The organism is Cupriavidus sp. WGlv3 (genome assembly GCF_023952475.1).
Lineage (GTDB): Bacteria > Pseudomonadota > Gammaproteobacteria > Burkholderiales > Burkholderiaceae > Cupriavidus > Cupriavidus phytorum.
Genome location: NZ_JALHRX010000038.1, coordinates 1 through 21750 on the forward strand (window position 1 = coordinate 1; position 21750 = coordinate 21750).

16 protein-coding genes are annotated in these 21750 nt (G+C 66.7%); 6 read left to right on the plus strand and 10 right to left on the minus strand.

Annotated elements, in window-relative coordinates; translation table 11 throughout:
• Nucleotides 1-392: 392 nt before the first annotated feature.
• Nucleotides 393-1487 carry a branched-chain amino acid aminotransferase gene (locus MKD38_RS29200; protein ID WP_252682342.1) on the minus strand — a complete coding sequence of 365 codons (1095 nt, stop codon included), beginning with the start codon at nt 1485-1487 and terminating at the stop codon, nt 393-395.
• Between the two features lie 395 nt (nt 1488-1882).
• Between MKD38_RS29200 and MKD38_RS29205 the strand changes: the two genes are divergently transcribed.
• From MKD38_RS29205 to MKD38_RS29220, 4 genes are all read left to right on the plus strand, one after another.
• The gene (locus MKD38_RS29205) at nt 1883-3250 is read left to right on the plus strand and encodes a patatin-like phospholipase family protein (protein ID WP_252682311.1); all 1368 of its coding nucleotides are present in this window, start codon (nt 1883-1885) and stop codon (nt 3248-3250) included.
• 188 nt (nt 3251-3438) lie between these two features.
• On the plus strand, nt 3439-3918 hold the full coding sequence (locus MKD38_RS29210; RefSeq protein WP_252682313.1) for a carboxymuconolactone decarboxylase family protein: 480 nt from the start codon (nt 3439-3441) through the stop codon (nt 3916-3918).
• A 4-nt stretch (nt 3919-3922) separates the two neighbouring features.
• Nucleotides 3923-4324, plus strand: a complete 402-nt coding sequence (locus MKD38_RS29215) for a cupin domain-containing protein (RefSeq protein WP_252682315.1) — start codon at nt 3923-3925, stop codon at nt 4322-4324.
• Nucleotides 4325-4478: 154 nt separating this feature from the next.
• Entirely contained in the window at nt 4479-5687 is a 1209-nt protein-coding gene (locus tag MKD38_RS29220) for an NAD(P)/FAD-dependent oxidoreductase (RefSeq protein ID WP_252682317.1), read from the plus strand.
• 105 nt (nt 5688-5792) lie between these two features.
• Here MKD38_RS29220 and MKD38_RS29225 read toward each other — a convergent pair whose 3' ends face one another.
• A complete protein-coding gene (locus tag MKD38_RS29225; RefSeq protein ID WP_252682319.1) occupies nt 5793-11327 on the minus strand; it encodes a trifunctional serine/threonine-protein kinase/ATP-binding protein/sensor histidine kinase in 5535 nt (1844 codons plus the stop codon).
• A gap of 307 nt (nt 11328-11634) precedes the next feature.
• Nucleotides 11635-12672, minus strand: a complete 1038-nt coding sequence (locus MKD38_RS29230; protein WP_252682321.1) for a LysR family transcriptional regulator — start codon at nt 12670-12672, stop codon at nt 11635-11637.
• A 418-nt stretch (nt 12673-13090) separates the two neighbouring features.
• Here MKD38_RS29230 and MKD38_RS29235 point away from each other — a divergent pair, with 418 nt between their 5' ends.
• Nucleotides 13091-13435, plus strand: coding sequence for a response regulator transcription factor (locus tag MKD38_RS29235; protein WP_252682323.1), 345 nt, complete (start codon nt 13091-13093; stop codon nt 13433-13435).
• A 51-nt stretch (nt 13436-13486) separates the two neighbouring features.
• Here MKD38_RS29235 and MKD38_RS29240 read toward each other — a convergent pair whose 3' ends face one another.
• Nucleotides 13487-14161 carry a response regulator transcription factor gene (locus tag MKD38_RS29240; protein WP_252682325.1) on the minus strand — a complete coding sequence of 225 codons (675 nt, stop codon included), beginning with the start codon at nt 14159-14161 and terminating at the stop codon, nt 13487-13489.
• 524 nt (nt 14162-14685) lie between these two features.
• Between MKD38_RS29240 and MKD38_RS29245 the strand changes: the two genes are divergently transcribed.
• Nucleotides 14686-15213 carry a lecithin retinol acyltransferase family protein gene (locus MKD38_RS29245; RefSeq protein WP_252682327.1) on the plus strand — a complete coding sequence of 176 codons (528 nt, stop codon included), beginning with the start codon at nt 14686-14688 and terminating at the stop codon, nt 15211-15213.
• Between the two features lie 131 nt (nt 15214-15344).
• Here MKD38_RS29245 and MKD38_RS29250 read toward each other — a convergent pair whose 3' ends face one another.
• The 6 genes from MKD38_RS29250 to MKD38_RS29275 form a co-directional block, all read right to left on the minus strand.
• A complete protein-coding gene (locus MKD38_RS29250; protein ID WP_252682329.1) occupies nt 15345-16868 on the minus strand; it encodes an MFS transporter in 1524 nt (507 codons plus the stop codon).
• A 27-nt stretch (nt 16869-16895) separates the two neighbouring features.
• Entirely contained in the window at nt 16896-18083 is a 1188-nt protein-coding gene (locus MKD38_RS29255; RefSeq protein ID WP_252682331.1) for an HlyD family secretion protein, read from the minus strand.
• Nucleotides 18080-19573, minus strand: coding sequence for an efflux transporter outer membrane subunit (locus MKD38_RS29260; RefSeq protein WP_256506760.1), 1494 nt, complete (start codon nt 19571-19573; stop codon nt 18080-18082). The genes MKD38_RS29255 and MKD38_RS29260 overlap by 4 nt, the downstream gene beginning before the upstream one ends.
• 404 nt (nt 19574-19977) lie before the next feature.
• Complete coding sequence (locus tag MKD38_RS29265) at nt 19978-20433, minus strand: MarR family winged helix-turn-helix transcriptional regulator (protein ID WP_252682336.1); 456 nt, start codon at nt 20431-20433, stop codon at nt 19978-19980.
• Nucleotides 20434-20535: 102 nt separating this feature from the next.
• Nucleotides 20536-21429: an MBL fold metallo-hydrolase gene (locus MKD38_RS29270; RefSeq protein WP_252682338.1), complete on the minus strand. Its 894-nt coding sequence runs from the start codon at nt 21427-21429 to the stop codon at nt 20536-20538.
• 131 nt (nt 21430-21560) lie between these two features.
• On the minus strand, nt 21561-21750 hold a 190-nt coding region (locus MKD38_RS29275), incomplete at its 5' end, for an NAD(P)(+) transhydrogenase (Re/Si-specific) subunit beta (protein WP_252682340.1).

The window sequence follows — 21750 nt, forward strand, 5'->3', positions numbered from 1 at the left end:
AAAGATACCGGTGCCGATGATGGCACCGATGCCCATCAACACCAGGTCGACCGGGCCCAGCACCTTCCTCAGCGCGGCGACGTGTCTCTCCGCCAGCATGGCGTCGATGTCCTTGGTTCGGAACAAGCTCATATAGGGATCTCCTAAATGGGTCTTGCCGCGCGCTCGCACGACTGCGCGCCGGAGATGGCGACGCGGCATGCGGAGCGCTGGCATCCGGGCAGCGTGCCGACGGGTAGACGACACCGCTTGCCGGGTCGCGCGCCGGTCCCGGTAATTTTTCTGGAATTGCCCAGACCGCAGAGGCGGCGGGGACAGACGTCAAGCCAAGTCAACGCGGCGAGCGTTGCACTCCGATTCCTTGCTCGCCGCCAAGGTCACTCACGCCGGTCTCAATCGACGTGATGGACCCATCCGAACGGGTCGGCGATGCTGCCGCGCTGAATGCCGGTCAGCAAGGCACGGAGCCGTTGCGTGACTTCGCCTTCGCCGCCGTTGCCGATGGTGAATTCGCCGCCGGCGTGACGCACCTGCCCGATGGCGGTGACGACCGCGGCCGTACCGCAGGCGAAGGTTTCCTTGACCCGGCCACTGGCTGCATCGGCGCGCCACGACTCGAAGTCGTATGGCGTTTCGTTGACGGGAATGCCCTCGTGCCGGGCCAGTTCGATGATCGAAGCGCGGGTAATGCCCGGCAGGATGGTCCCTTTCAGGGGCGGGGTGCGCAGCGAGCCGTCATCCATCACGAAGAACACGTTCATGCCGCCGAGTTCCTCGATCCAGCGGTGCTCCGCAGCGTCCAGGAACACCACCTGGTCGCAGCCCCTGGCCGCGGCCTCGGTTTGCGCGATCAGGCTGGCCGCGTAATTGCCGCCGCATTTGGCGGCGCCGGTGCCACCCGAAGCCGCGCGGGTATATTGATCCGACACCCAGACGGTCACCGCCGACTTGCCGGCCTTGAAATACGGGCCGACCGGACATGCGATCACGCAGAATACGTATTCGGCCGAAGCGCGCACCCCGAGAAAACTCTCCGAGGCGAACATGAACGGGCGCAGGTAAAGGCTGCCCTGGCTGCCGGGGACCCAGGCGCGGTCAATATCGACGAGCGCTTCCACGGCTTGCAGGAAGGTGGTCTCGGGCAGGTCCGCCATCGACATGCGGGCTGCGGAGGCGCGAAAACGCCTGGCGTTCTCCTGTGGCCGGAACAGCGAAATCCTGCCGCCCTCGCCACGGTATGCCTTCATGCCCTCGAAGATTTCCTGCGCGTAGTGCAGCACTGCGCAGGCGGGGTCGATCTGGAAAGGACGGCGTGCTTCGACCCTGGCATCATGCCAGCCGCGACCGTCGGTCCAACGAATCGTCACCATATGGTCGGTGAACACCCGGCCGAAGACGGGGTTCTCCAGCCTGACAGCGATCTGGTCGGCGGGGGTGGGCCCCGGATGGGGTTCCACAACGAACTGCATTGGATTTTCGGTGCTCATGCGTGTCTCCGGATGCTTCTTTTTTGTTCGAAGGAGTGTATGAAGCGGCTGCCCCACAGTAAATTGAAGAATTCCGACATCTGGTATCTGCAAAACGAATAGCGGGCGATGGATCTTAAGGCGCTGCCGACCCCTGGGTCTTCAGGTCAGGTACCGTGACGGCGATCCCCGGGTGGCGAGGTACGTGTCGTGCCCCGCGCTGATGCCATATCATGGCGAGGCATCCGCCATCGGATGCTTGCGGCAACGCATCTCCACCATACCATTCTGCAGCCTGCGCCACGCCAAGCATGTCTCGTCACGATCCTTCTCTCCGCCGGAACAGCTGCCTGCCGGTGCCACCGGGCCGGCCCGGAAGCGGGCGCGGCGCCTGCGGCAAGGCCGGCCGCGCCCTGATGGTGCTGCTGCTTGCGGGAGTCGGTGCCTGCGGCTCGCTTTCTCACAATGTCCCCCGCAATCTGCCCCAGGCGACGGCCGCCAGCGGCACCGTGCCCTTGCGTGAACCGGTCGACGTCGCCGGGCCGACTACCATCGCCATGGCGTTCTCCGGCGGCGGCACGCGCGCCGCGGCCTTCGCCTTCGGCGCGCTGCAGGGGCTGGACGCCATGCGAACTCCCGGCGGCGCTTCCCTGCTCGACGACGTGGCCTTCATCAGCAGCGTGTCCGGAGGCTCGCTCACCGCCGCCTACTACGGCCTGCACGGCAAGGACAGCCTGGCGACGTTCCGGTCGGTGCTTCTGAAAGATGGCGAGGCGCGGCTGCGCTTCAGCCTCCTTAATCCTTTCAACATTGCGCGGCTCTTTGGCGGGGGGCTCAATAATCGGGAAGACCTCCAGACCTGGCTGGACGAAGACGTGTTCAAGGGGGCCACGTACGCTGACATGTTCCGCCGCGGCAAGCCGCTGGTGTGGATCAATGCCACCAACGTCTATTATCGGGTCGCATTTCCGTTCAGCCAGCTGGCATTCGATGCGCTTTGCAGCGATCTCGCCAGCTTTCCCGTCTCCGAGGCCGTCGCGGCTTCGATGGCGGTACCGCTGTTCTTCGCGCCCATCGTGCTGGAGAAGCATCCCCAGGCCTGCCGGGCGCCGCTGCCCAACCTGGATCACGCCGAGGCGCCGGGGCAATCGCTGCTGATTGGCGCGTTGGCGGTTGCCGTTCGCGGCCACCGGGATCTGTCCAAGGGCAAGTACATCAAGCTGGTCGACGGCGGCGTGACGGACAACTACGGGCTGGCCACCATTTTCCAGTCGCGCCTGCTGCTGGGCACGGCTTACGGGCCCATGAGCGAGCATGACGCGATCAAGGTGCGGCGGCTGCTGTTTGTCGTGGTCGATGCCGGCCAGGGCCCGCGTGGCGACTGGAACCAAAGCCAGGTGGGCCCGTCGGGGATCGAAGTGGCCAACGCGTCCATCGACGCCGCCATGGCCACCAACGTGCGCATGAGCTATGACGCCTTCGTGCCCATGATGCGGCAGTGGCGCAATGACCTCGTGGCGTATCGGTGCGCCATGCCGTTTGCCCGGCAGCAGGCTATCGCCGCAAGCCGTCCGGGCTGGCGCTGCGACGACGTCGAGTTTTTCGTCACGCGGATCGCATTCGACTCCCTCGACAAGGCGCGTGCCGCGAGCCTGAACGAGCTGCCGACCCGGCTTCGGTTGCCCGAGCAGGATGTCGATCGCCTGATCGAAGCCGGCCGGGACGCCATCCTGGGCAACCCGGTGATCCGCGAGTTCGAGCGCGAAGCCAACGCGGCCCGGTAGTTCCGCTGCAGGCGGAACCGATGTAGCCGCATCGCGCCCGGCGATTGGTGCCGGCGCGGTAACAGTGCGTGTACTCCTGCGGCACTACCGGTGCGCCCGGCGCACGGCTACGCTTCTTTCCAAGCGGTCCCTGCCTGCCATCCGGCGCGGGTCCGCCGGCCATCCACGCCATCTCAGCAGGAGAGATCATGACGCAACGCCTCAACTACTTCCAGCAATCCCCGGAGCTGTCCAAGAAGCTCATGGAGCTCAACAGCCTGTTCCCGAAAACGACGATCGAGCAGCATATTCGCGAGCTCGTCGAGATTCGCGCGTCGCAGCTCAACGGCTGCGCGTTCTGCGTCGACATGCACATCAAGATGGCAAAAATCCACGGCGAGCGCGAGCTGCGGCTGCATCACGTGGCGATCTGGCGTGAATCGACGCTGTTCTCGCCGCGCGAGCGCGCCGCGCTGGCCTGGACCGAGGCGCTGACCCAGTTGCCCGCTCAGGGCGTGCCGGACGATGTCTACGAGCGCGTGCTGACGCAGTATTCCGAAAAGGAGCTGTCCGACCTGACGTTCCTGGTGGGCGCCATCAACACCTGGAACCGGCTCAACGTCGCCTTCCGCATGGTGCCGGGTTCTTCCGACAAGGCCTTCGGGCTGGACAAGGCCAACCTGGAGTAAAGCCATGAAACCGTCGATCGCGATCGCGGCAAGCCTGGTGCTGCTGATGTCGGCGCCGCTGGCCAGCGCCGCGCCGCCCGAGGTAGTGGTCCAGTCGCTGACCACCAAGGCGCTGCCCGACTATGCGGGCAAGGAAGTCCAGATGATCACGGTGGAGTATCCGCCCGGCGGCTTCGACCCGGTGCACCGCCATGACGCGCATGCGTTCGTCTATGTGCTCGAAGGCAGCATTGTGATGGGCGTGAAGGGCGGCAAGGAAGTTACGCTGAAGGCGGGCGAAACCTTCTACGAAGGCCCGGACGATCTCCACACCGTCGGCCGCAATGCCAGCAAGACCAGGCCAGCGAAGTTTGTCGTGTTCCTGCTCAAGAAGCAGGGGGCGCCGGTCTTTACCCCGGTGAACTAGCCCAGCCCGTTCCCCGGGCCGGTCACGGCCCGGTTCCCAGCATTCAGACCCCCGGATCCGCCGGTTTCGCGCCGCGCGGCCAGGCGTCATGCACCGTTCGGCCGCCACGTTGTGCCGCCCGAACCCAGCAACAGTAGGAAGCGAGGTAACCATCATGAAACGCAGGATCCTGATCGTCGGCGGCGGCTTTGCCGGACTGTGGACGGCGCTCGGCGCGGCGCGCGTCGTCGATAGGCAAGGCAAGGCTGCCGCGGATGTCGAGATCACGCTGGTTTCACCACGGCCGGAACTCCACATCCGTCCGCGGCTGCACGAGGCCCGGCCGGAGCAGATGGCGGTGCCGTTCCTGCCGCTGCTGGATGCAGTTGGCGTCAGGTTTATCGAAGGCGCGGTCGAGCGCATCCATGTGGCGGACCATTGTGTCGAGATCAGGACGGCCGCTGGCCAGACCAGTACCGAAGGCTACGAGCGCCTGGTCCTGACCAGCGGTAGCCGCCTGTTCCGTCCGCCGCTGCCGGGCCTGGCCGAACACGCCTTCGCGGTGGACCAGTTGCACGAGGCGGTGGCGCTGCGCGAGCATCTGGAACGACTGCCGTCGCAGCCCGAGGGCCCGCGGCGCAATACCTTTGTCGTGGTAGGCGGCGGCTTTACGGGACTGGAGGTGGCGACCGAGCTGCCGCAGCGGCTGCTTCCGATCCTCGGCGATGGCGCGCGCCCGCGCATCGTCATCGTCGAGCGCGCCGATGCGATCGGACCCGATCTCGGACCCGGCCCGCGCCCGCAGATCCTGCAGGCATTGGCGCAGCTCGGCATTGAAACCCGCGTTGGTGCTGGCGTTGTCTCCGTGGATGCCACCGGCGTGGTGACCGCAACCGGAGAACGGATTGACGCGGACACCGTCATCTGGACCGGCGGCATGGTTGCCAGCGGCCTGACCGCGCAAGTCTCGCCGCACCTCGACCGCCAGGGGCGCATGGAGGTGAGCGCGGACCTGCGTGTCACCGGCACCAGCGATGTGTTCGGCGCCGGCGACGTGGTGCGGGCGCTGACCGACGACGAAGGGCACTATTCGCTGATGTCGTGCCAGCACGCCCTGTACATGGGGCGGTTCGCCGGCCATAACGTGGCGGCGGACCTGCTGGGCCTGCCGACCATGGCGTACCGGCAGGATTTCTATGCCACCTGCCTCGACCTCGGCGCATGGGGCGCGGTCTATACCGAAGGCTGGGATCGACGGGTCAGCCTGACGCACGCCGAAGGCAAGGAACGCAAGTTGCTGATCAATACCCAGTGGATCTATCCGCCGGCCGCGGACCGCGAGCAGGCGCTGGCCGCGGGCAATCCGGAGGTCACGTACGCCTGAGGCAGTCTGGACGAGGCCGTGCCGACGCTTCGCCCTCGCGGGGCGTCGGCCCTGGGCAATCCCCGTGTTATTCCGTGTTCGGGCGGCCCCGGGGCCGCCGGCCCGTCACGATGCATCGGGCGGACACGCAGGCACGGTGAACCGGACCACCGCACCGTGTGGCACGCCATTGCCGATCGACAGCTCGCCGCCATGCGCATCGATGATCGAACGGCAGATCGACAGACCCATTCCCAGGCCCGCCGGTTTGGTGGTGTAGAAGGGCGCGCATGCCTGCTCGGCGCTCAGCGATGCAAAGCCCGGACCGGAATCGGACACCGTCACAAGCACGCCGCCGGCTTCGGCCTTGCTGGTGCCGATGCGCAGGTCACGGGCGCCGTCGGTTTCGCCCATCGCCTCCAGCGCGTTGACGATCAGGTTCAACAGCACTTGCTGCAGCTCGACGCGATCGCCTTCGATCCGGGGCAAGCCCTCGGCCAGCTGGACCTGGACCCGGGCGCGGCACTTCGCCGCCTCGCCACGGGTCAGCTCGATCACCTCGTGGATGGCCTCGTTGAGGTCCACCGGTTCCTTGCGCGGCGGCGCCTTGCGCACCAGCTCGCGGATGCGCCGCAGCACATCGCCGGCGCGGTTGGTGTCCTTGATGATCCGTCCCAGCACCTGGCCAACCTCGTCGATGTCGGGCGGGTCGGCGCCCAGCCAGCGCAACGCTGCCTGCGCATTGGTCATGGTGGCGGCAATGGGCTGGTTTACTTCATGCGCGATCGACGCCGTAAGCTGTCCCATGGTGGCCAGCCGGTTGGCGTGGGCCAGCGCGGTCTGCACGTCGCGGTAGCGCCGTTCGCTGTCGCGCACGCGCTCTTCCGCATGCTTGCGTTCGGTCAGGTCGAGCACGAACGCGACGCCTTCCTGGCGGTTGTCCGCGAACATCGCCAGGCCGACGATAACCGGCAGCCGGCTGCCATCCTTCCTGATGTATTCTTTTTCGAAAGGCAGGGCGCTGCCGGTGCGTACGGCGTGCGCCAGCGCCTGTTCGCTGTCGGCACGAAGTTCCACGGGCGTCAGGTCGGTCCAGCGCACGCGCCCCGAGACCAGGTCCTCGCGTTCGTATCCGACCATGCGCAGGAATGCGTCGTTGGCTTCGATGATGTCGCCATCGGCGTTCCAGACGATGATGCCGATGATATTGGCGTCGACCAGGCGGCGGATCTTGGCTTCGCGCTCGGCCAGGTCCCGGTAGAGACGCGCGTTTTCCAGCGAGCTGGAGGCCTGCGAGGCAACCAGCTTCAGTACCGCGATCCGCGCGGGGCTGAACACGCGCGCGCTCAGGTTGTTCTCCAGGTAGAGCGCGCCGGTGGGCTTGGCCTGGTGCATCAGGGGCATGCACAGCAGGGAGCGGGCACGGTGTTGGCGGACGTAGGGATCCGCGTCGAACGAAGGGTCTGATGCGGCATCGTCGAGCACCACACTCTGGCCCGTGCGCAGCACGTGGTACAGCACGGACTCCGGCAGCATCGCCGCGCTCACCGGCTCGTCCCGCAGCTGCAGCCGGGACGTGTCGTTGCCGGCGATGGCTTCCGCGGCAATGCGGTGCCCCCCGCCATCGGCCAGGATCAGCAGCCCGCGCTCGGCGCCGGCCTGCTCGATGGCGGTGCGCATCACCATGTCGATCAGCTTGTCCAGCACGATGTCGCCCGAGGCAGCCTGCGATACCTTCAGCACGGTAGCCAGGTCGAGGTGTTCGACCGGCGTGGCAATGGTGCTGGTCGGGCCGGGGGTCGCTTCCTCGGTCCTCAGGTAGGGATGGCGTGCTTCGAGCTGCCGCACCTTGCCATCGGCGCCCCAGCGCAGGTAGGCGTAGCGGGCGTCTTGCAGGTACAGGCGAGCAATCTTGCCGAGGCCACGCGCGCTGTAGAAGCGCGAGGCGAGTTCGTTGGCGAGCGCCTCGGTGTGGACAAAGCCGGTCTCCTGCGCCGCGTGAATGGCCTGTTCATAAAGCTGTTCGGCCTCCACCACGCGGCCCTCGACGCGGGCAATCTCCGCCGCGACCAGCGTGGCACGGTCGGCGAAGTTCTCCGGACAGTGCTGCGCCCAGAGCTGGAGCTCATGATGATGCGCGACCAGCGTGTCCAGGTGCTGCATCCGTTCGCCGTCCGGGGCAAGATCGCACTGCGCCGCAAGCATCAGCGCGCCGTAGAAGTGATACTCGGCTTCCTCGAAGAACGAGCTCGAGGTCCACAGCAGCGGTTGCGCCCTGGCGGCGGCCGCCCTGGCGGCATCGAGGTCGCCGGCGAGATAGCACGCCTGCAGTTTGCGGATCCAGTACCAGCACTCGGCCAGGGCCAGGTCGGGACTGCCGGCCAGGTGGTGTTCGGTAGCGGCTTCCCGGAACTGCGCGTCGTCCAGGCAACCGAAGCGCGGCGTCAGCCCGCGCAGCATGCGCACCAGTACGAGCTGCGTGTTGATGAAGTCGATCACCAGGCCAAACCGCACCTTCTCGGCATAGGCAAGGCCGCGCTCGGCCTCGCGCTGGACTTCGGCCAGCGGCTCGCCGGCGAAGAGCAGGTCCGAGATGAGGCTGTTGCCGCAGTAGGCGCCATAAGGCAGGTCGCCAATCCGGTTGGCGGCGTCGAAGGCACGGCGCAGCAGGGCGCGGCAGCTTTGCACCGGCTTCAGCCAGCGCACCACGAAGATCGAGAAGCACAGGAAGGTCTTGGCCTCGAAGCGCCTGAGCCCGCGCCGGTCGACCAGTTCGCAGCCGAGCAGGCCAAAACGATATCCGGCCTGGTAATCGCCGAAGCGCCGGCCCGCGACCCGGCCGACATTGGCGTAGAGCACGCACGAGGCATCGCAGTTGCCTTGCTCCAGGCTCAGGCTGACCGCCTTGCAGATGGTCAGGCAAGCCAGGTTGGCATCGGTCTGCAAGGCTGGCGCGAACAGCTTGCTGAGCGCCTCGACGGTGCCCAGCGCGGCGGCATCTTCCATCAGCGGCAGGTCCACCAGGTCCTCGATGGCCCGGTCGCCAAGCCCGGACCAGATGCGCTGGTATTCGCGCCGAACTTCCGCATCGTCGGGGTGCGGCGACCAGTCGATGCCGACGTGCCTAAGGTAGGCCAGGCAGACCTCGACCGCGCGGTCGCTGCGATCCAGCACCAGGTAGACGTCCAGCTGCAGGCACGTGACCAGCGCTTTCTCGGCCGTGGTCATGGCGCGCGCCGACAGCGCCGCCAGCCTGGCATCGGCCATCGACAATTGCCCGGTCAGGAATTCGCATTCCGCGCGGTTCAGCTCCACCGCAAAGATCAGGTCATGCCGGCGCTGCCAGCAGTCGTCGTCCAGCAACCCCGCGCTGCTGACCAGGTAGGCGAGGGCCGATGCATAGGCGGTGGCTGCCTTGGCGCGCTGGCCCGCGAGCAGGTTGAACTCGGCCAGTTGTTCGCGTTCGTCGCGCTCGGTGATCAATGCGGCGCCGCGATTGAGTTGGCCGGCAATCTCGAAGCTCGCCTCGGCGCGCCGCTCCGGCGGCGTTTGCGCGGCGAGCAGGCGCCCGATGCGCAAATGGGCCTGGGCGCGCGAGTCGACGGGGATCAGCGAGTAGGCGGCTTCATGGACCCGGTCATGGACAAAGGCGTAGGCGCCGTCCTGCCGCTCGACCAGTTCCTGGCGGACCGCCTCCCACAGCGCCACGCCGACCTGCGGCTGCGGCACGCCAAGCGCGGTCGATAGCGCGCCGACGCCAGCGACGTTGCCCAGGCAGGCAAGCTGCTGCAGCGCGTGCTGCGTGGAGGCCGGCAGGCGCGTCAGCTTGCCGGCCATCAGGTCCACGACGTTGTCGGTGTAGCCCTTGGCATGGATGCGCTCGGGATCCCAGTGCCATTGCCGCGCCTCATGATCGAAGGCGAGCAACGCTTCGTCCACCAGGGCATGCAGGAACTGGATCACGAAGAAGGGATTGCCACCGGTCTTGTCGTGCACCAGTTGCGCCAGCGGTGCAATACGTTCCGGCTCGACGTGCAACGCTTCGCGCAGCAGCTGCGTCACGTGCTCGCCGGCAAGCGGGGCCAGCATGATGGCGTCGATCCTGACGCCGGCGTTGCGCAGCGCCTGTAGCTTGCGCATCAGCGGATGCGCGGCGTCGACCTCATTGTCGCGGTAGGCGCCGATCAGCAACAGGTGGCGCAGCTCCGAACCGGTCAGCAGATCCTCGATCAGGTCGAGGGTGGCGGCGTCGAGCCACTGAAGGTCGTCCAGGAACAGCGCGAGCGGGTGCTCGGGACGGGCAAACACGCTGATGAAGCGCCGGAACACCAGCAGGAAGCGGCGTTGCGCCTGTTGTGGCTCGAGTGCCGGTACCGGAGGCGGTTCGCCGATGATCAGCTTCAGTTCGGGTATCAGCTCGGTCATGAGCCCGGCGTTGGGCTCCAGCGCATCGAGCAAGGCGGCGCGCCAGCCTGCCAGTTCCACGTCGGCTTTGCCCAGCAACGGCCGTACCAGGCTCTGGAACGCCTGCACCAGCGTCGCATAGGGAATATCGCGCTTGTACTGGTCGAACTTGCCGGCGGCGAACAGGCCGCGTGGCGGCACCAGCACCTTGTGCAATTCATTGACGACCGACGACTTGCCGATGCCGGAATAGCCGGACACCAGCACCAGCTCCGGCACGCCCAGCCTGACGGTGCGTTCGAAGGCGGCCACCAGGGTATCGACTTCGCGCTCTCGTCCGTAAAGCTTCTCTGGAATCAGCAGCCGTTCAGGCGCGCCGTGCGCATCCAGTGGAAAGGCCGCGATGCGGCGCTGCCGGCGCCAGCCATCCAGGCATTGCTGCAGGTCGCGCCCGACACCTGCGGCGGTCTGGTAGCGCTCCTCTGCCGTCTTGGCAAGCAGCTTCATGACGATGTCGGAGACCATGGGCGGGATCTTTGCCACCCGTTCGCCGGGCGGCATCGGCTTGCGCGCGATATGGCAATGCAACCATTCCATGGGATCCGCCGCCGAGAATGGCAGCCCGCCGGTCAGCATCTCGTACAGCGTCACCCCCAGCGCATAGAGGTCGCTGCGCGAGTCGATCGAGCGGTTCATCCGGCCGGTCTGCTCTGGCGCCATGTAGGCCAGGGTGCCGGCAATGGTCTCGGGCGGCTCGGGGGCCTGGCGCTCGCGCGGCAGCCGCGAGGCAAGGCCGAACCCGGTCAGGCGCGCGCGGCTGTCGGCACAGTGCACCAGGATGTGGGCGGGCTTGAGGTCCTTGTGAACCAGGCCGCGCTGGTGCAGCTTGCCCAGCGCCGCGGCGATGCCGATGGCAAGCGCCAGCGCATCCGCCACGTCCATCGGCTTGCCGAGCAGTCGCGAAAGCGGCTCCCCGCCCGGATCTTCCAGCACCAGCAGGGTCCGGCCGGCCTCTCGCACCATCCCCAGGGGGCGCACCGCCCACGCACCGTCCAGTTCGTCCTTCAGGTCGAGTTCGTGCGCGAGGCGGTCCAGCGTGGCTGGCGTGGGATGCTCGGCCGCGGGCCGGGCAAGCAGCACGGGCTGGCCGGTGCCGTCGAGCGGTCGCACCGCGCGGGAGAAAACGCGCTCGCCATCGTTCCACAAAGCCTGGGTCCACCAGGCCTGCAGGGTGCCGGCCGTCGGCGCCTGATCCATATGCAGCTCCCCGTCTGCCGCACTGCCATCAGGCTGCTTCCCGACATGCGGCAGGAGATCAGACGGGTCCGATCCAGCCGGGCCGGATACGCACCGGAAGCGAATTACAACACGGCATCTTCTCGATCAACAACGCTGCCCATGCAGCATTCTGGAGAATACACCTCGGCGCCGCTGTCGGCACCGGTGGCTGCAGGGGCCATGCCGCGGACTTCGTGCGCATGTTTTGAAGGTGGTGTGAACAGCACGTGCGCGGCGAGCCGCTTTCCCGTGCCATGACGACGCCAGGCAGATTGGCGCACGGGATTCAGGCGGCCAGCTTCCGCAGGGGGTTTGGGTTGCCGACGGCGCCGTACCCGCCCGCCTCGTCGGGATCGAGCGCGCGGATCTGCTCGGTCATGAAGTCGATGAAGACGCGGATGCGCGCAGGCAAGTGCTGCCGGCACAGGTAGCAGATATAGTGCGCGCGGTCTTCCGGCCTGTGCTGCGGCAATGCCACGGCCAGCGCGTTGCGAGCCAGGTGGCCGCGCACCTGGTACTCCGCCATCTGCGCGATGCCGCGGCCGTCCAGCATGGCCTGCAAGACCAGGTCCGCGTCATTGAATGTCAGCCTGGCGGCGGGCAGGTACTTGCGCACGCGCCCGTCGATCTTGAACTCCCACTCCGAGACACTGCCGCCGGCGTGGCGGAAGTTGATGCAGTCATGCTCGCCCAGCGCTTCCAGCGTCGCCGGCAGTCCGCGCTGTTCGGCGTAGGCGCGCGAGGCACAGAGCACCATCCGCAGCGTCATCAGCGGCTTCGCGATGATGCTGGAGTCCTCGATGCGGCCGCCGCGGAACGCGACATCGATCTGGTCTCCGACGAAATCGGCCGGCCGGTCGTTCAGCATCAGGTCGACTGCGATATCGGGGTAGGCCTCGGCAAACCGGGACAGCAGGGGTGCCACCACCTTGCGCCCGAAATCGACCGGCGCGCTGATGCGCAGCAGGCCATGCGGCGGTCCCTGGCGCAACGCCTGCATATCGTTCATCGCCTCGGCAAAATGCGCGACACCGCGGTTGCAGTGCTCGAAGAACCGTTCGCCTTCCCGCGTCAGATGGGTGGACCGGGTGGTGCGCAGGAACAGGCGCGTGCTCAGTTGCGCCTCGAGCTTCTGCACATTGCGGCAGACCGCCGAGCGGCCGATGCCCAGCCGTTCCCCGGCGCGGGCGAAGCTGCCCTCGGTGGCGACCGCCATGAAGGCGATGATTCCGGTGTAGCTGGTGGAAAAGCAGGTGGACAGGGCGGCGGCGGGGTTTGCCAAGCCAGGCCGAAGGCCATGCTTCGAAATTGCCGATTGCATCATTGCTGACTCCACTCATCATCAGGAAGCTTGCGAAGGCACGGTGCGATCGCTTTGCGCTTGAGAAAAGAGTAGGGCCGCGAGTGCAGCAAAACCATTCTACGCAGCGGTGGCGCTGCCCCTACCTACGCTTCGACGCCTCATACCGAGGTATGAAGGGGGGCGGCAGCGGCGCGCGCAAGTGCGGCTTCCGAGGCATGGTGGCGTTCCCGGGCAGAGCCGGGCAGGGACTTATACGTTCGTATGATTTCCCGGCGCTGCCCCGGGATTTAGGCTTCAAAGCGTAGTGCAAGGCAGTGCCGTACTTGCCATGGCAGGCCACCCCGAAATTCGCTGATTCGCCAGCGGGCATTGGTCGGGTGGCGTGCGCCGCCGAACCTCGAGGGCCGCTCTTTTGTGTTCCGCTCAAACCGTTTCGATCGTGGATGACGACGAGGGCGTCCGCCTCGCCACGGCAAGCCTGATACGCTCGCTGGGGCAGCCGACGCGGATGTTCGCTTCCGCGGAGGAATACCTCGCGTCCGGCCACGTCGCAGAGACCTCATGCCTGATTTCCGACGTGATGATGCCTGGCATGTCCGGGCTGGCGCTGCACGAGCACCTCCAGGCGCTGGGTTATGCACCGCCCACCATCTTCATTACCGCATTCCCCGGTCCCGACCTGGAAGCCAAAGCGCTGGCGCACGGTGCGCTCGCGGTGCTCGAAAAGCCGGTCGATGCCGGCGCCATCGCGCACTGGCTCAGCGTTGCGCTGGGCCAGGCCTAGCGCCGCCACGACAGGGCGGCGCAAGCCCCCGGCGCCGTTCCGTTGCACCCCTCAACCGGCCTTGCCGGGGCTGGGCTGCACGCCCAGCGCTTGCGACATCCTGACCAGCTCGGCGACAGATCGTGCCGCCATTTTCTTCATGACTTGCCCACGGTGGATTTTCACGGTGATCTCGCTGAGATTCAGCTCGCCGGCAATCTGCTTGTTCATCAGGCCGGCGATCACGAACACCATCACTTCCCGTTCGCGCGGCGTCAGCGAGGCATAGGCAGTGCGCAGCGCCGCGCTCGACTGTTCGGCCGCGAGCCGCTCGCCGTCGCGCGCCAGGGCATTGGCGACCGCATCGAGCATGTCCTGGTCGCGGAACGGCTTGGCGAGGAAATCGATGGCGCCCGCTTTCATGGCCTTGACCGTCATCGGGATGTCGCCATGCCCGGTCATGAAGACGATCGGCATGCGCAGGTCGCTCCTGGCGATCTGCTCCTGGAACGCCAGTCCGCTTTCGCCGCGCAGCCTGACGTCGAGGACCAGGCAACTGGGGGCGTCGTCCTTCGGAAACGCCAGGAACTCGTAGGACGAATCAAAGGTCTCCACCCGCAGTCCGATCGAGCGCAGCAGGCCGGCCAGGGCGAGCCGCATCGACTCGTCATCGTCCACGACATAGACCACGGGCTCCATGCGGCCGCTGGCTTTGTGGCCCGCAGTCGACTGCGACGACGAACTCATCTCGGTTTCCTTTGGTCGGCTGGCACCGGCAGTGGCTGGGTTGGCTGTAGGTATTCTAGGTGATTCGGACACGCCAAACGGCGTCGGCTTCTGCCCGGCGACGGCCAGGCGGCAGGCCGTTCGCGGGAGCCTGATAGGCCATCTCCGGCACCAGAGGCGCGCGCGGGCCAGCCGGGAGCCCGATGACGGAGCCGGCATCGGCCCCGATCATCCGCCGGCAGTGCTGCGGATATACCCCGGTATGAGCGTTCGACGCCAATGTAGGCCCCACGGCAGCCCTCCGTAGAATGGGTTTCACAAGACCGAAAACCTACCCTTGAATCAAAGGCCAGTGCGATCGCAAAGCGTCCGCGCCGGCCGCAAGCCTCACCGAAATCAACGCAGTGAAGCCCTTTCCCGGGGACGATGCTCCCCGGCGGGACGCCCTTTGCCCTGAATCGGGCAAGCGTGACAGCGCTCCGGTCAGTCCGTCATGAGCGCGCCCGCGGGACCGGAGTCACTGCCAAGCCAATTGGCGGCCCGCCATGGAAACACTGACCTTCGACTGGCTCGCAGCGTCGCCGCAGGCGGCCAGCGCAGCCTGCTCCATTGCCATCGGCGCGCATCTCGTGACTGAGCGCGATGGCTACGTCCACCATGGCATCTATGCCGGCGCGGGGCAGGTCATCCACTATGGCGGCTTCGACCATTCCACCAGGCGTCGTCCCGTCGAGACCATTCCGTTGCCAGGCTTTGCCGCGGGCAAGGGCCTCAGGGTCCAGGCCGATGCGGACGCGCTCTACGTCGGCGCGGAAGTGGTGGAGCGGGCCAGGTCGCGCCTGGGCGAAGACCGGTACCAGCTGCTGACCAACAATTGCGAGCACTTCTGCACCTGGTGCGTGTCAGGCGTCGGGCGCAGCGAGCAGGTACGCCGGTGCCTGCGCAACCCGTGGCTGGGCCTCCGCACGCTGCTTGCGCTGACGCGCGGGCACCTCCATGCGATCCGCGAGCGCGTGCTGCGCGTGCGGCGGTGTCGTCAGCGTATCGCTCGTCCGGGGTCTGTCGCGCCGTGAGCCAGGGCCGATCGGCCTGACCTCTCCTCGCGCATCCGCATCTCTGGCATCCGCACCGGCGCGCTCGCTATCCCCAATGACGGTGCAGGGGCCAGCACCATCACGCGCCCGGCCCCTGGCGTCTGGCTCGCTTACCGGATCACCTTCTGCACCAGGCTCACCATGATCGCGAGCGCGGCCAACGCCGCCAGTGCGCGGAAGTGGTCGAGATTGGCCAGCAGCGCCGACTGCTGTGCCAGCACCTGTGCCAGCTGCGCCGTGGCGAGCTCGGCCGCGCGCAAGGGCTCCATCGAGCCGGACAGCGCCGCGGTGTAGCGCGCAATGGCCTCCTGGAATGGCGGGCTGCCGGCATGCATGGTGCCATGCAGCGTGCTGTAGTGCAGCGTGGTCAGCCATTGCTGGCCGACCGTGGCAACGGTCACGCCCAGCGCGGTCCCCATCTGGCCCAGCATGTTCTTGGTCTGCTGCGCATTGGAGAACACCGACTCATCCTGCGCGACACCGTTGAAGGTCTGCATGGCGGTGACCGGGACCAGGGTCATGATGAACACCCCGTAGAGCGCAAGCGCGGGCAGCACGTGGCCCCACAGGTCGGGCGCGGGCGGGATGCGGCTGATCAGCCAGGAGGAAGCCGCCAGCGCCAGGAAGCCGGCGACAAAATACTTGCGCGGGCTGGGCCAGCGCGGCAGCAGGCGCGACATCGTCAGCCAGGTGGCGACCCCCGCGGCCAGGCCAAGTGTGTAGAACAAGCCGGTGGTGGACCATGAATGCCCCAGCGAGCGCTGCAGCACGATCGGCAGCAGATAGCCGTTCGCGCCCAGCGTGAAGTAGCAGAACGTAAAGAGCGTGAGCCCGCTCAGATAGCGCGGCTCGATCAGGCTGCGCAGCTTCAGCAAGGGTCGGGCGCTACGGGATTCGCTCCAGACAAAGGCCAGCAGCGCGCCGGCTCCCGTGATCGCGCCCGAGGCGAGCCACAGCTGGTCGGCATAGAAGTCGTAGTAGGAGCGCTGCAAGACATAAAGGACCAGGAAGCTGCCGCTCGCCAGCGCGGCCAGCCGCAGCAGGTGGGCGTCGGAGCGTTGCGCCGGTGCCACCGTGGCCGCGGGCAGTACGCGCGTGGCTGGCAGCAGCGCCAGCGCCGCCGCGGCAGCCAGCCAGAAGATCATCGGCCAGCGATCCGCGGTGACGATGACCGAGGCCAGCCACGGCGCGATGGCCATGCCGGTGCAGACCCCGGTGGCGAGTGCCTTGATGCCGAGAAAGCGCGCGGGGCCTGGCGGAATCAGGTTCACCGCCAGCCGCGATGAAGTGACCATGCCCGCGCAACCCAGTGCCATCACCATGCGGCCGACCAGGAAGGCCGGATAGCTGCCGGCATTTGCGCACAGGACCGCACCGAGCGCCGCGGCGCCGAGCGCGGCCCGCACATAACTGCGCCATCCCATGCGCTCCACCAGCCAGCGCTGCAGCGCGATCATCACCACCGCGACGCTGGCGTAGGCCGCGGCAACGGTGCTGTACTCCTCGGGGCTGGCGCCGATTTCACCCATGATCGGCGCGGTGGCAAAGGCGACCATGCCGTTCTGGAGGAAGTCGATCAGGGTCAGTGCGCCGATCGTCATCAGCAGCAGTCGTGGGGGCGTGGCGGGCTTCATGGCGGCGTCTCCGGGGATGCGGCTGGCTTACAGGTTGGCGGCGACAATGCTGCGCACCAGTTCGTCGGCACGCGCCAGCTCGTCGGCGAACACCGTGGTGCGGTAGTTCTCGCTCGCCGCATCGCCGGCGACCAGCCGCTTGCCGTTGCGGCCGCGCGTATCGATCGTGACCTGCATCGACAGGCCGATCTGCAACGGGTTGGCAGCCACTTCGGCGGGGGTCAGCGCGATGCGCACCGGTACGCGCTGCACCACCTTGATCCAGTTGCCGGTGGCGTTCTGCGCCGGCAGCAGGGCAAAGGCGCTGCCGGTGCCGGCGTCCTGGCCGATGATGCGGCCGTGGTACACCACGCGGTCGCCATACAGGTCGGTGGTCAGCGTGACCGGCTGGCCCAGGCGTACGTCGCGCAGCTGGGACTCTTTCAGGTTTGCCGTGACCCATAGATGGTCCAGGGGCACCACCGACATCAGCGGCACGCCCGCGCTGACGCGCTGGCCGACCTGGACCGAGCGCTTGGTGACCACACCGCCGGTGGGCGCGGGAATGCGCGTGCGCGACAGCGCGATGCTGGCATTGCGCACCTGCGCGGCGGCTGCCTGCACCTCCGGGTGCGAGTCCACCGAGGTGCGCTCGACCAGCGCCTGGTTGCGCTTGAGCTGCTCGGAGGCCATGGCCAGCGACGCCCTGGCGGTGCGCACGGCCTGTCTGGCATGGATCAGCTCTTCGCCGGAGATCGCGCCGCTGGCGGCCAGGGCCGTGCGGCGCTCCAGGTCTTCCTGCGCGCGCGCCAGGTCGACGGAGCGCAGCTCCACGTTGGCACGATCCTGGCCGGCGGCGGCGAACTGCCCGCGCACCTGGCGCACGGTGCGCGCCAGCTGCGCCTGCGTCGCGGACAGAGCGAGCTGCGCATCGACGCCATTGAGCTCGACCAGGGTCTTGCCGGATTCGACCAGATCGGTGTTGTCAGCGAGGATCGCCGTGACCACGCCCCCCACCTGCGACGTCACCTGCACTACATTGCCTTCGACATAGGCGTTTTCGGTCGATACCTGGTGGCGTCCGTATTGCCCCCAGAATGCAGCGGCTGCGACCAGGCCGACGGCGACGAGGCTCGCGGCAAGGATGCGGCGGCCGCGCTGCCGGCGTGGCGGTGGCGGCGGTGGCGGCTCGGCCGGACGGGCGTTGGCGGGATGCGGTTGGCTGGCGGCGGTCATGATGCGTTCCTTGCAGAAGGGGGCGTGGCCGGCGCGGCATCGCTGGCGGGCCGCGCGGCAGTGTCGTATCCGCCGCCAAGGGCGCGGATCAGTTCGAGATGCAGCGAGCGCTGCTGGGTTTCCAGGTCGATCAGCAGTTGCTTCTGCTGCAGCACCTGGCCTTCGGCCGACAGCACCTGCAGGTAGTTGCCGACGCCACTGCGGTAGCGCGCCACCGCCAGGTCATAGGCTTCCTGGGTGAGTTGCAGCGCCTGGTGCTGTTCGCCCGCGCGCTCGGCGTGCCAGCGCAGCGACACCAGCTGGTTGACCACGTCGTGCAGCGCCGTGACCAGCGTGGCGTTGTACTGCTCGACCGCGGCGTCATGCTCCGCCTGCCTCGCGCCAAGGTTGGCGCGCAGGCGGCCGCCATCGAAGATCGGCAACGACAGCGCCGGTCCGATGCCGAAGGTGCGGCTGCCGGCCAGCAGGAAGTCGGACAGGTTCAGGCTCTGCAGGCCCGCGAAGGCGGTCAGGCTGATGTTGGGATAGAACTGGGCCTTGGCCGCCTTGATGTCCTTGCTGGCGGCTTCGACCCGCCATCGCAGCGCCACCACGTCGGGGCGGCGGCCGATCAGTTCGGCTGGCAGGGAAGCGGGCAATGCCGTGACGAAGCTGTCGCGAAGCTGCGGGCGGCGCACCTCGGCACCGGCGTCCGGCCCTTTGCCCGCCAGTGCGGCCAACTGGTTCTGCGTCAGCGCAATGACTTCGTTAATGGCAGCCAGGCGTTCGCGCGTGGCCGGCAGTGCCGACTCCGCCTGCTTCATGTCGAGCCGCGAGTCGAGTTGCGCGGCGACCCGCTGGCGCGTCAGCGCCAGTGTGTTCTGGCGCTGGCGATAGGTCTGCTCGGCCAGTTCACGCTGCGCGTAGGCGGCGTCGAGCCTTAGATAGGTGCGCACCACGGACGTGGTGAGCACCAGTTCCGCGGCGTGGTAGTCGACTTCCGCGGCGCGGGCGCGATCGAGCGCGGCGTCGAAGGTCGCCTGGTTCTTGCCCCAGAAATCCAGCTCATAGCTGAGGCCGAACTGCACCTCGCTGTTCCAGCGCCAGCCGCCTGCCAGCGGCGGCGGCACCGCGCCGTTCTCGCTGAAGCGCTGGCGCGTGGTCCTGGCGCCCAGGTTGGCCTGCGGGTACAGCGCGGCTTCCGCACTGCCGGCCAGCGCGTCGGCCTGGCGCACGCGCGCCGCGGCAACACGCAGCGAAGGCTGCCCGGCCAGCGCTGCAGCCACCAGCGTATCCAGTTGCGGGTCGCCGAAGCGCTTCCACCACGCCAGCTCGGGCCATGCCGCCGGCGAGACGGGCGTGGCGCCCAGCGACGCGGTCGCGGCAAGGCGGTTGGCATCGTCAAGGCTGGCTTGCGTGTGCAGCCCCTTCATGCTGGCGCAACTTGCCAGCAGAAGCGTTGCGCCAAGTACGCCAAGGCACCGCAAGAGCCCGCCGGCACGCGCCCGCATCGGCGCAGATCGATGCCGGGCCAGAGGCCCGCGAAAGAGAGCCGCCAAACGGCTTGCGAGGAGAGTGTTCACGATCGACTCGACAGGGAAAAACTGGATGAGCAGCTCGCAGGCCGCGATTTCGGACCGCATGGACTGGGGCGACCGACCACTGCGGCCACCGGGCAGCGAGCCATGAAACAAGGGTAGGGGGCGGGCGGCGCCATGCCCATGCTACGGACGGGTTGCGCTGCCCCTACGTAGGCTGCGTGCGCTCATACGCTGGTATTAGCCACGCTGGCATCGCGCCCCATGCGTGGACGTGCGCATCGGCAGGCAGGGCACATTCACGACATCATTGCGTCTCCGATAAAACTGCTTAGGCTAAATATGCCTAGGCAGATAAAACGGCAAAAAAATTTCGCTCAGGCTTCGGTCTTGTTGGCGAGGATGCGATGGAGCAGGCCGCGCAGTGTCTCGGCATCGTCTTCACTGAAGCCGGACAGCATGCGGCGAAACGCAGATTGGGTGCCCTGCCGTGCCTGCGGGAAGACCGCCTTGCCGTGCTCGGTAAGCTCGACAAGACAGCTGCGCCGGTCCGCCGGATTTTCCACCCGGCGGATGATGCCCTTGGCCTCGATACGATCCAGCAGGCGCGTCATGGCGCCTGAATCGTAGCCGAGCAGTTTGCAGAATTCGCTCAGTGTACGGCCCTTGCCAGACACGATGCTGTTCAGCACCACGAACTGCGCTGCGGTAATTTGCAGCGGCGACAGTTCGCGCTCGATGCCCGCGAGCAAATGATTGCGGACCTCGGTGACGAGATAGCCCAGTTCCCCGGAACTCAACTCCGCGATGATCGAACGCTTCTTTGCTTGCATGGCAACTCCTGGTTGACGGGAATATAGCTGCCTGGGCAGGTATTGTCAATGGGGCGGCATCCAAGGTGAACCTGCGCGATGACTGACACCCTCTCTATTCCATCAAAGTGCGTTGACAGGAATTTTCAGGTACCGCTTACCGTTGGCCTCCGGCGCGGGAAACTCTCCCGCCCGCATGTTGACCTGCACGGATGGCAGGATCAGCGCCGGCATCGGCAGCGTGGCGTCGCGCTCGCTGCGCATCACCACGAATTCCTCCTCGCCGATGCCATCGCGCACGTGAATGTTATTTGCACGTTGCTCAGCTACTGTAGTCATGTAGCCGAGTTCCCTGCCGCCGGGCTGATAGTCGTGGCATAAATAGAGGTGAGTTTCCGTGGGCAGGTTTAGCACCTTATGAATGGAGCGGTAGAGGGTGCGTGCATCGCCCCCCGGGAAGTCGCAACGGGCGGTGCCATAGTCGGGCATAAACAACGTGTCACCGACGAAGGCCGCTGTCTCCTGGCCGTTGCTAATGACATAGGTCATGCATGCCGGGGTGTGGCCTGGCGTATGCATGGCACGCGCCTGCAGACTGCCGATTGTGAAAGTGTCGCCATCATTCCAGAGGCGATCAAACTGGCAGCCGTCTGGTGCGAATTCCGCCCCTGCATGGAATAGCTCGCCGAAGACCTTCTGTACCGTTGTGATCTGACTTCCAATGGCGATCTGGCCGCCGAGCCGTCGCTTGAGATAGGGCGCGGCCGTAAGGTGGTCGGCATGCACATGGGTTTCCATGATCCATTGAACAACCGCTCCCAGCTGCTGCACCCGCGATACCAGCCGATCGGCGTAAGCCGTGCAGATCCGGCCAGAGTGAGGGTCGTAGTCAAGCACACTGTCGATCAGCGCGCATTGCCGGCTTTGCCGGTCAAGAACGAGATAGCTGAAGGTGCAGGTAGCCGGATGAAAGAAGGCGTTGATTTCCATGGACGAGGAAACGGAGGTGGGTGTCATCGTTATGTTGCGACATTGCTATGGAGCGCACCCGGCTTGCGCTCGGATTTGAAAGTTCTGTTGTGCCGACCTTGATGCAGCAGGACGGTGCAAGTGGTGTATCGACTTTCCGGGAAGAGAGCGACGCGGCCTTAGTCGACTGCCTTGAACATGTCCTCGACCACCTTCTTGGCGTCGCCGAACACCATCATGGTCTTGTCCATGTAGAACAGCTCGTTGTCCAGGCCGGCGTAGCCGGCGGCCATCGAGCGCTTGTTGACGATGATGGTCTTGGCCTTGTACGCCTCCAGGATCGGCATGCCCGCGATCGGCGACTTGGGG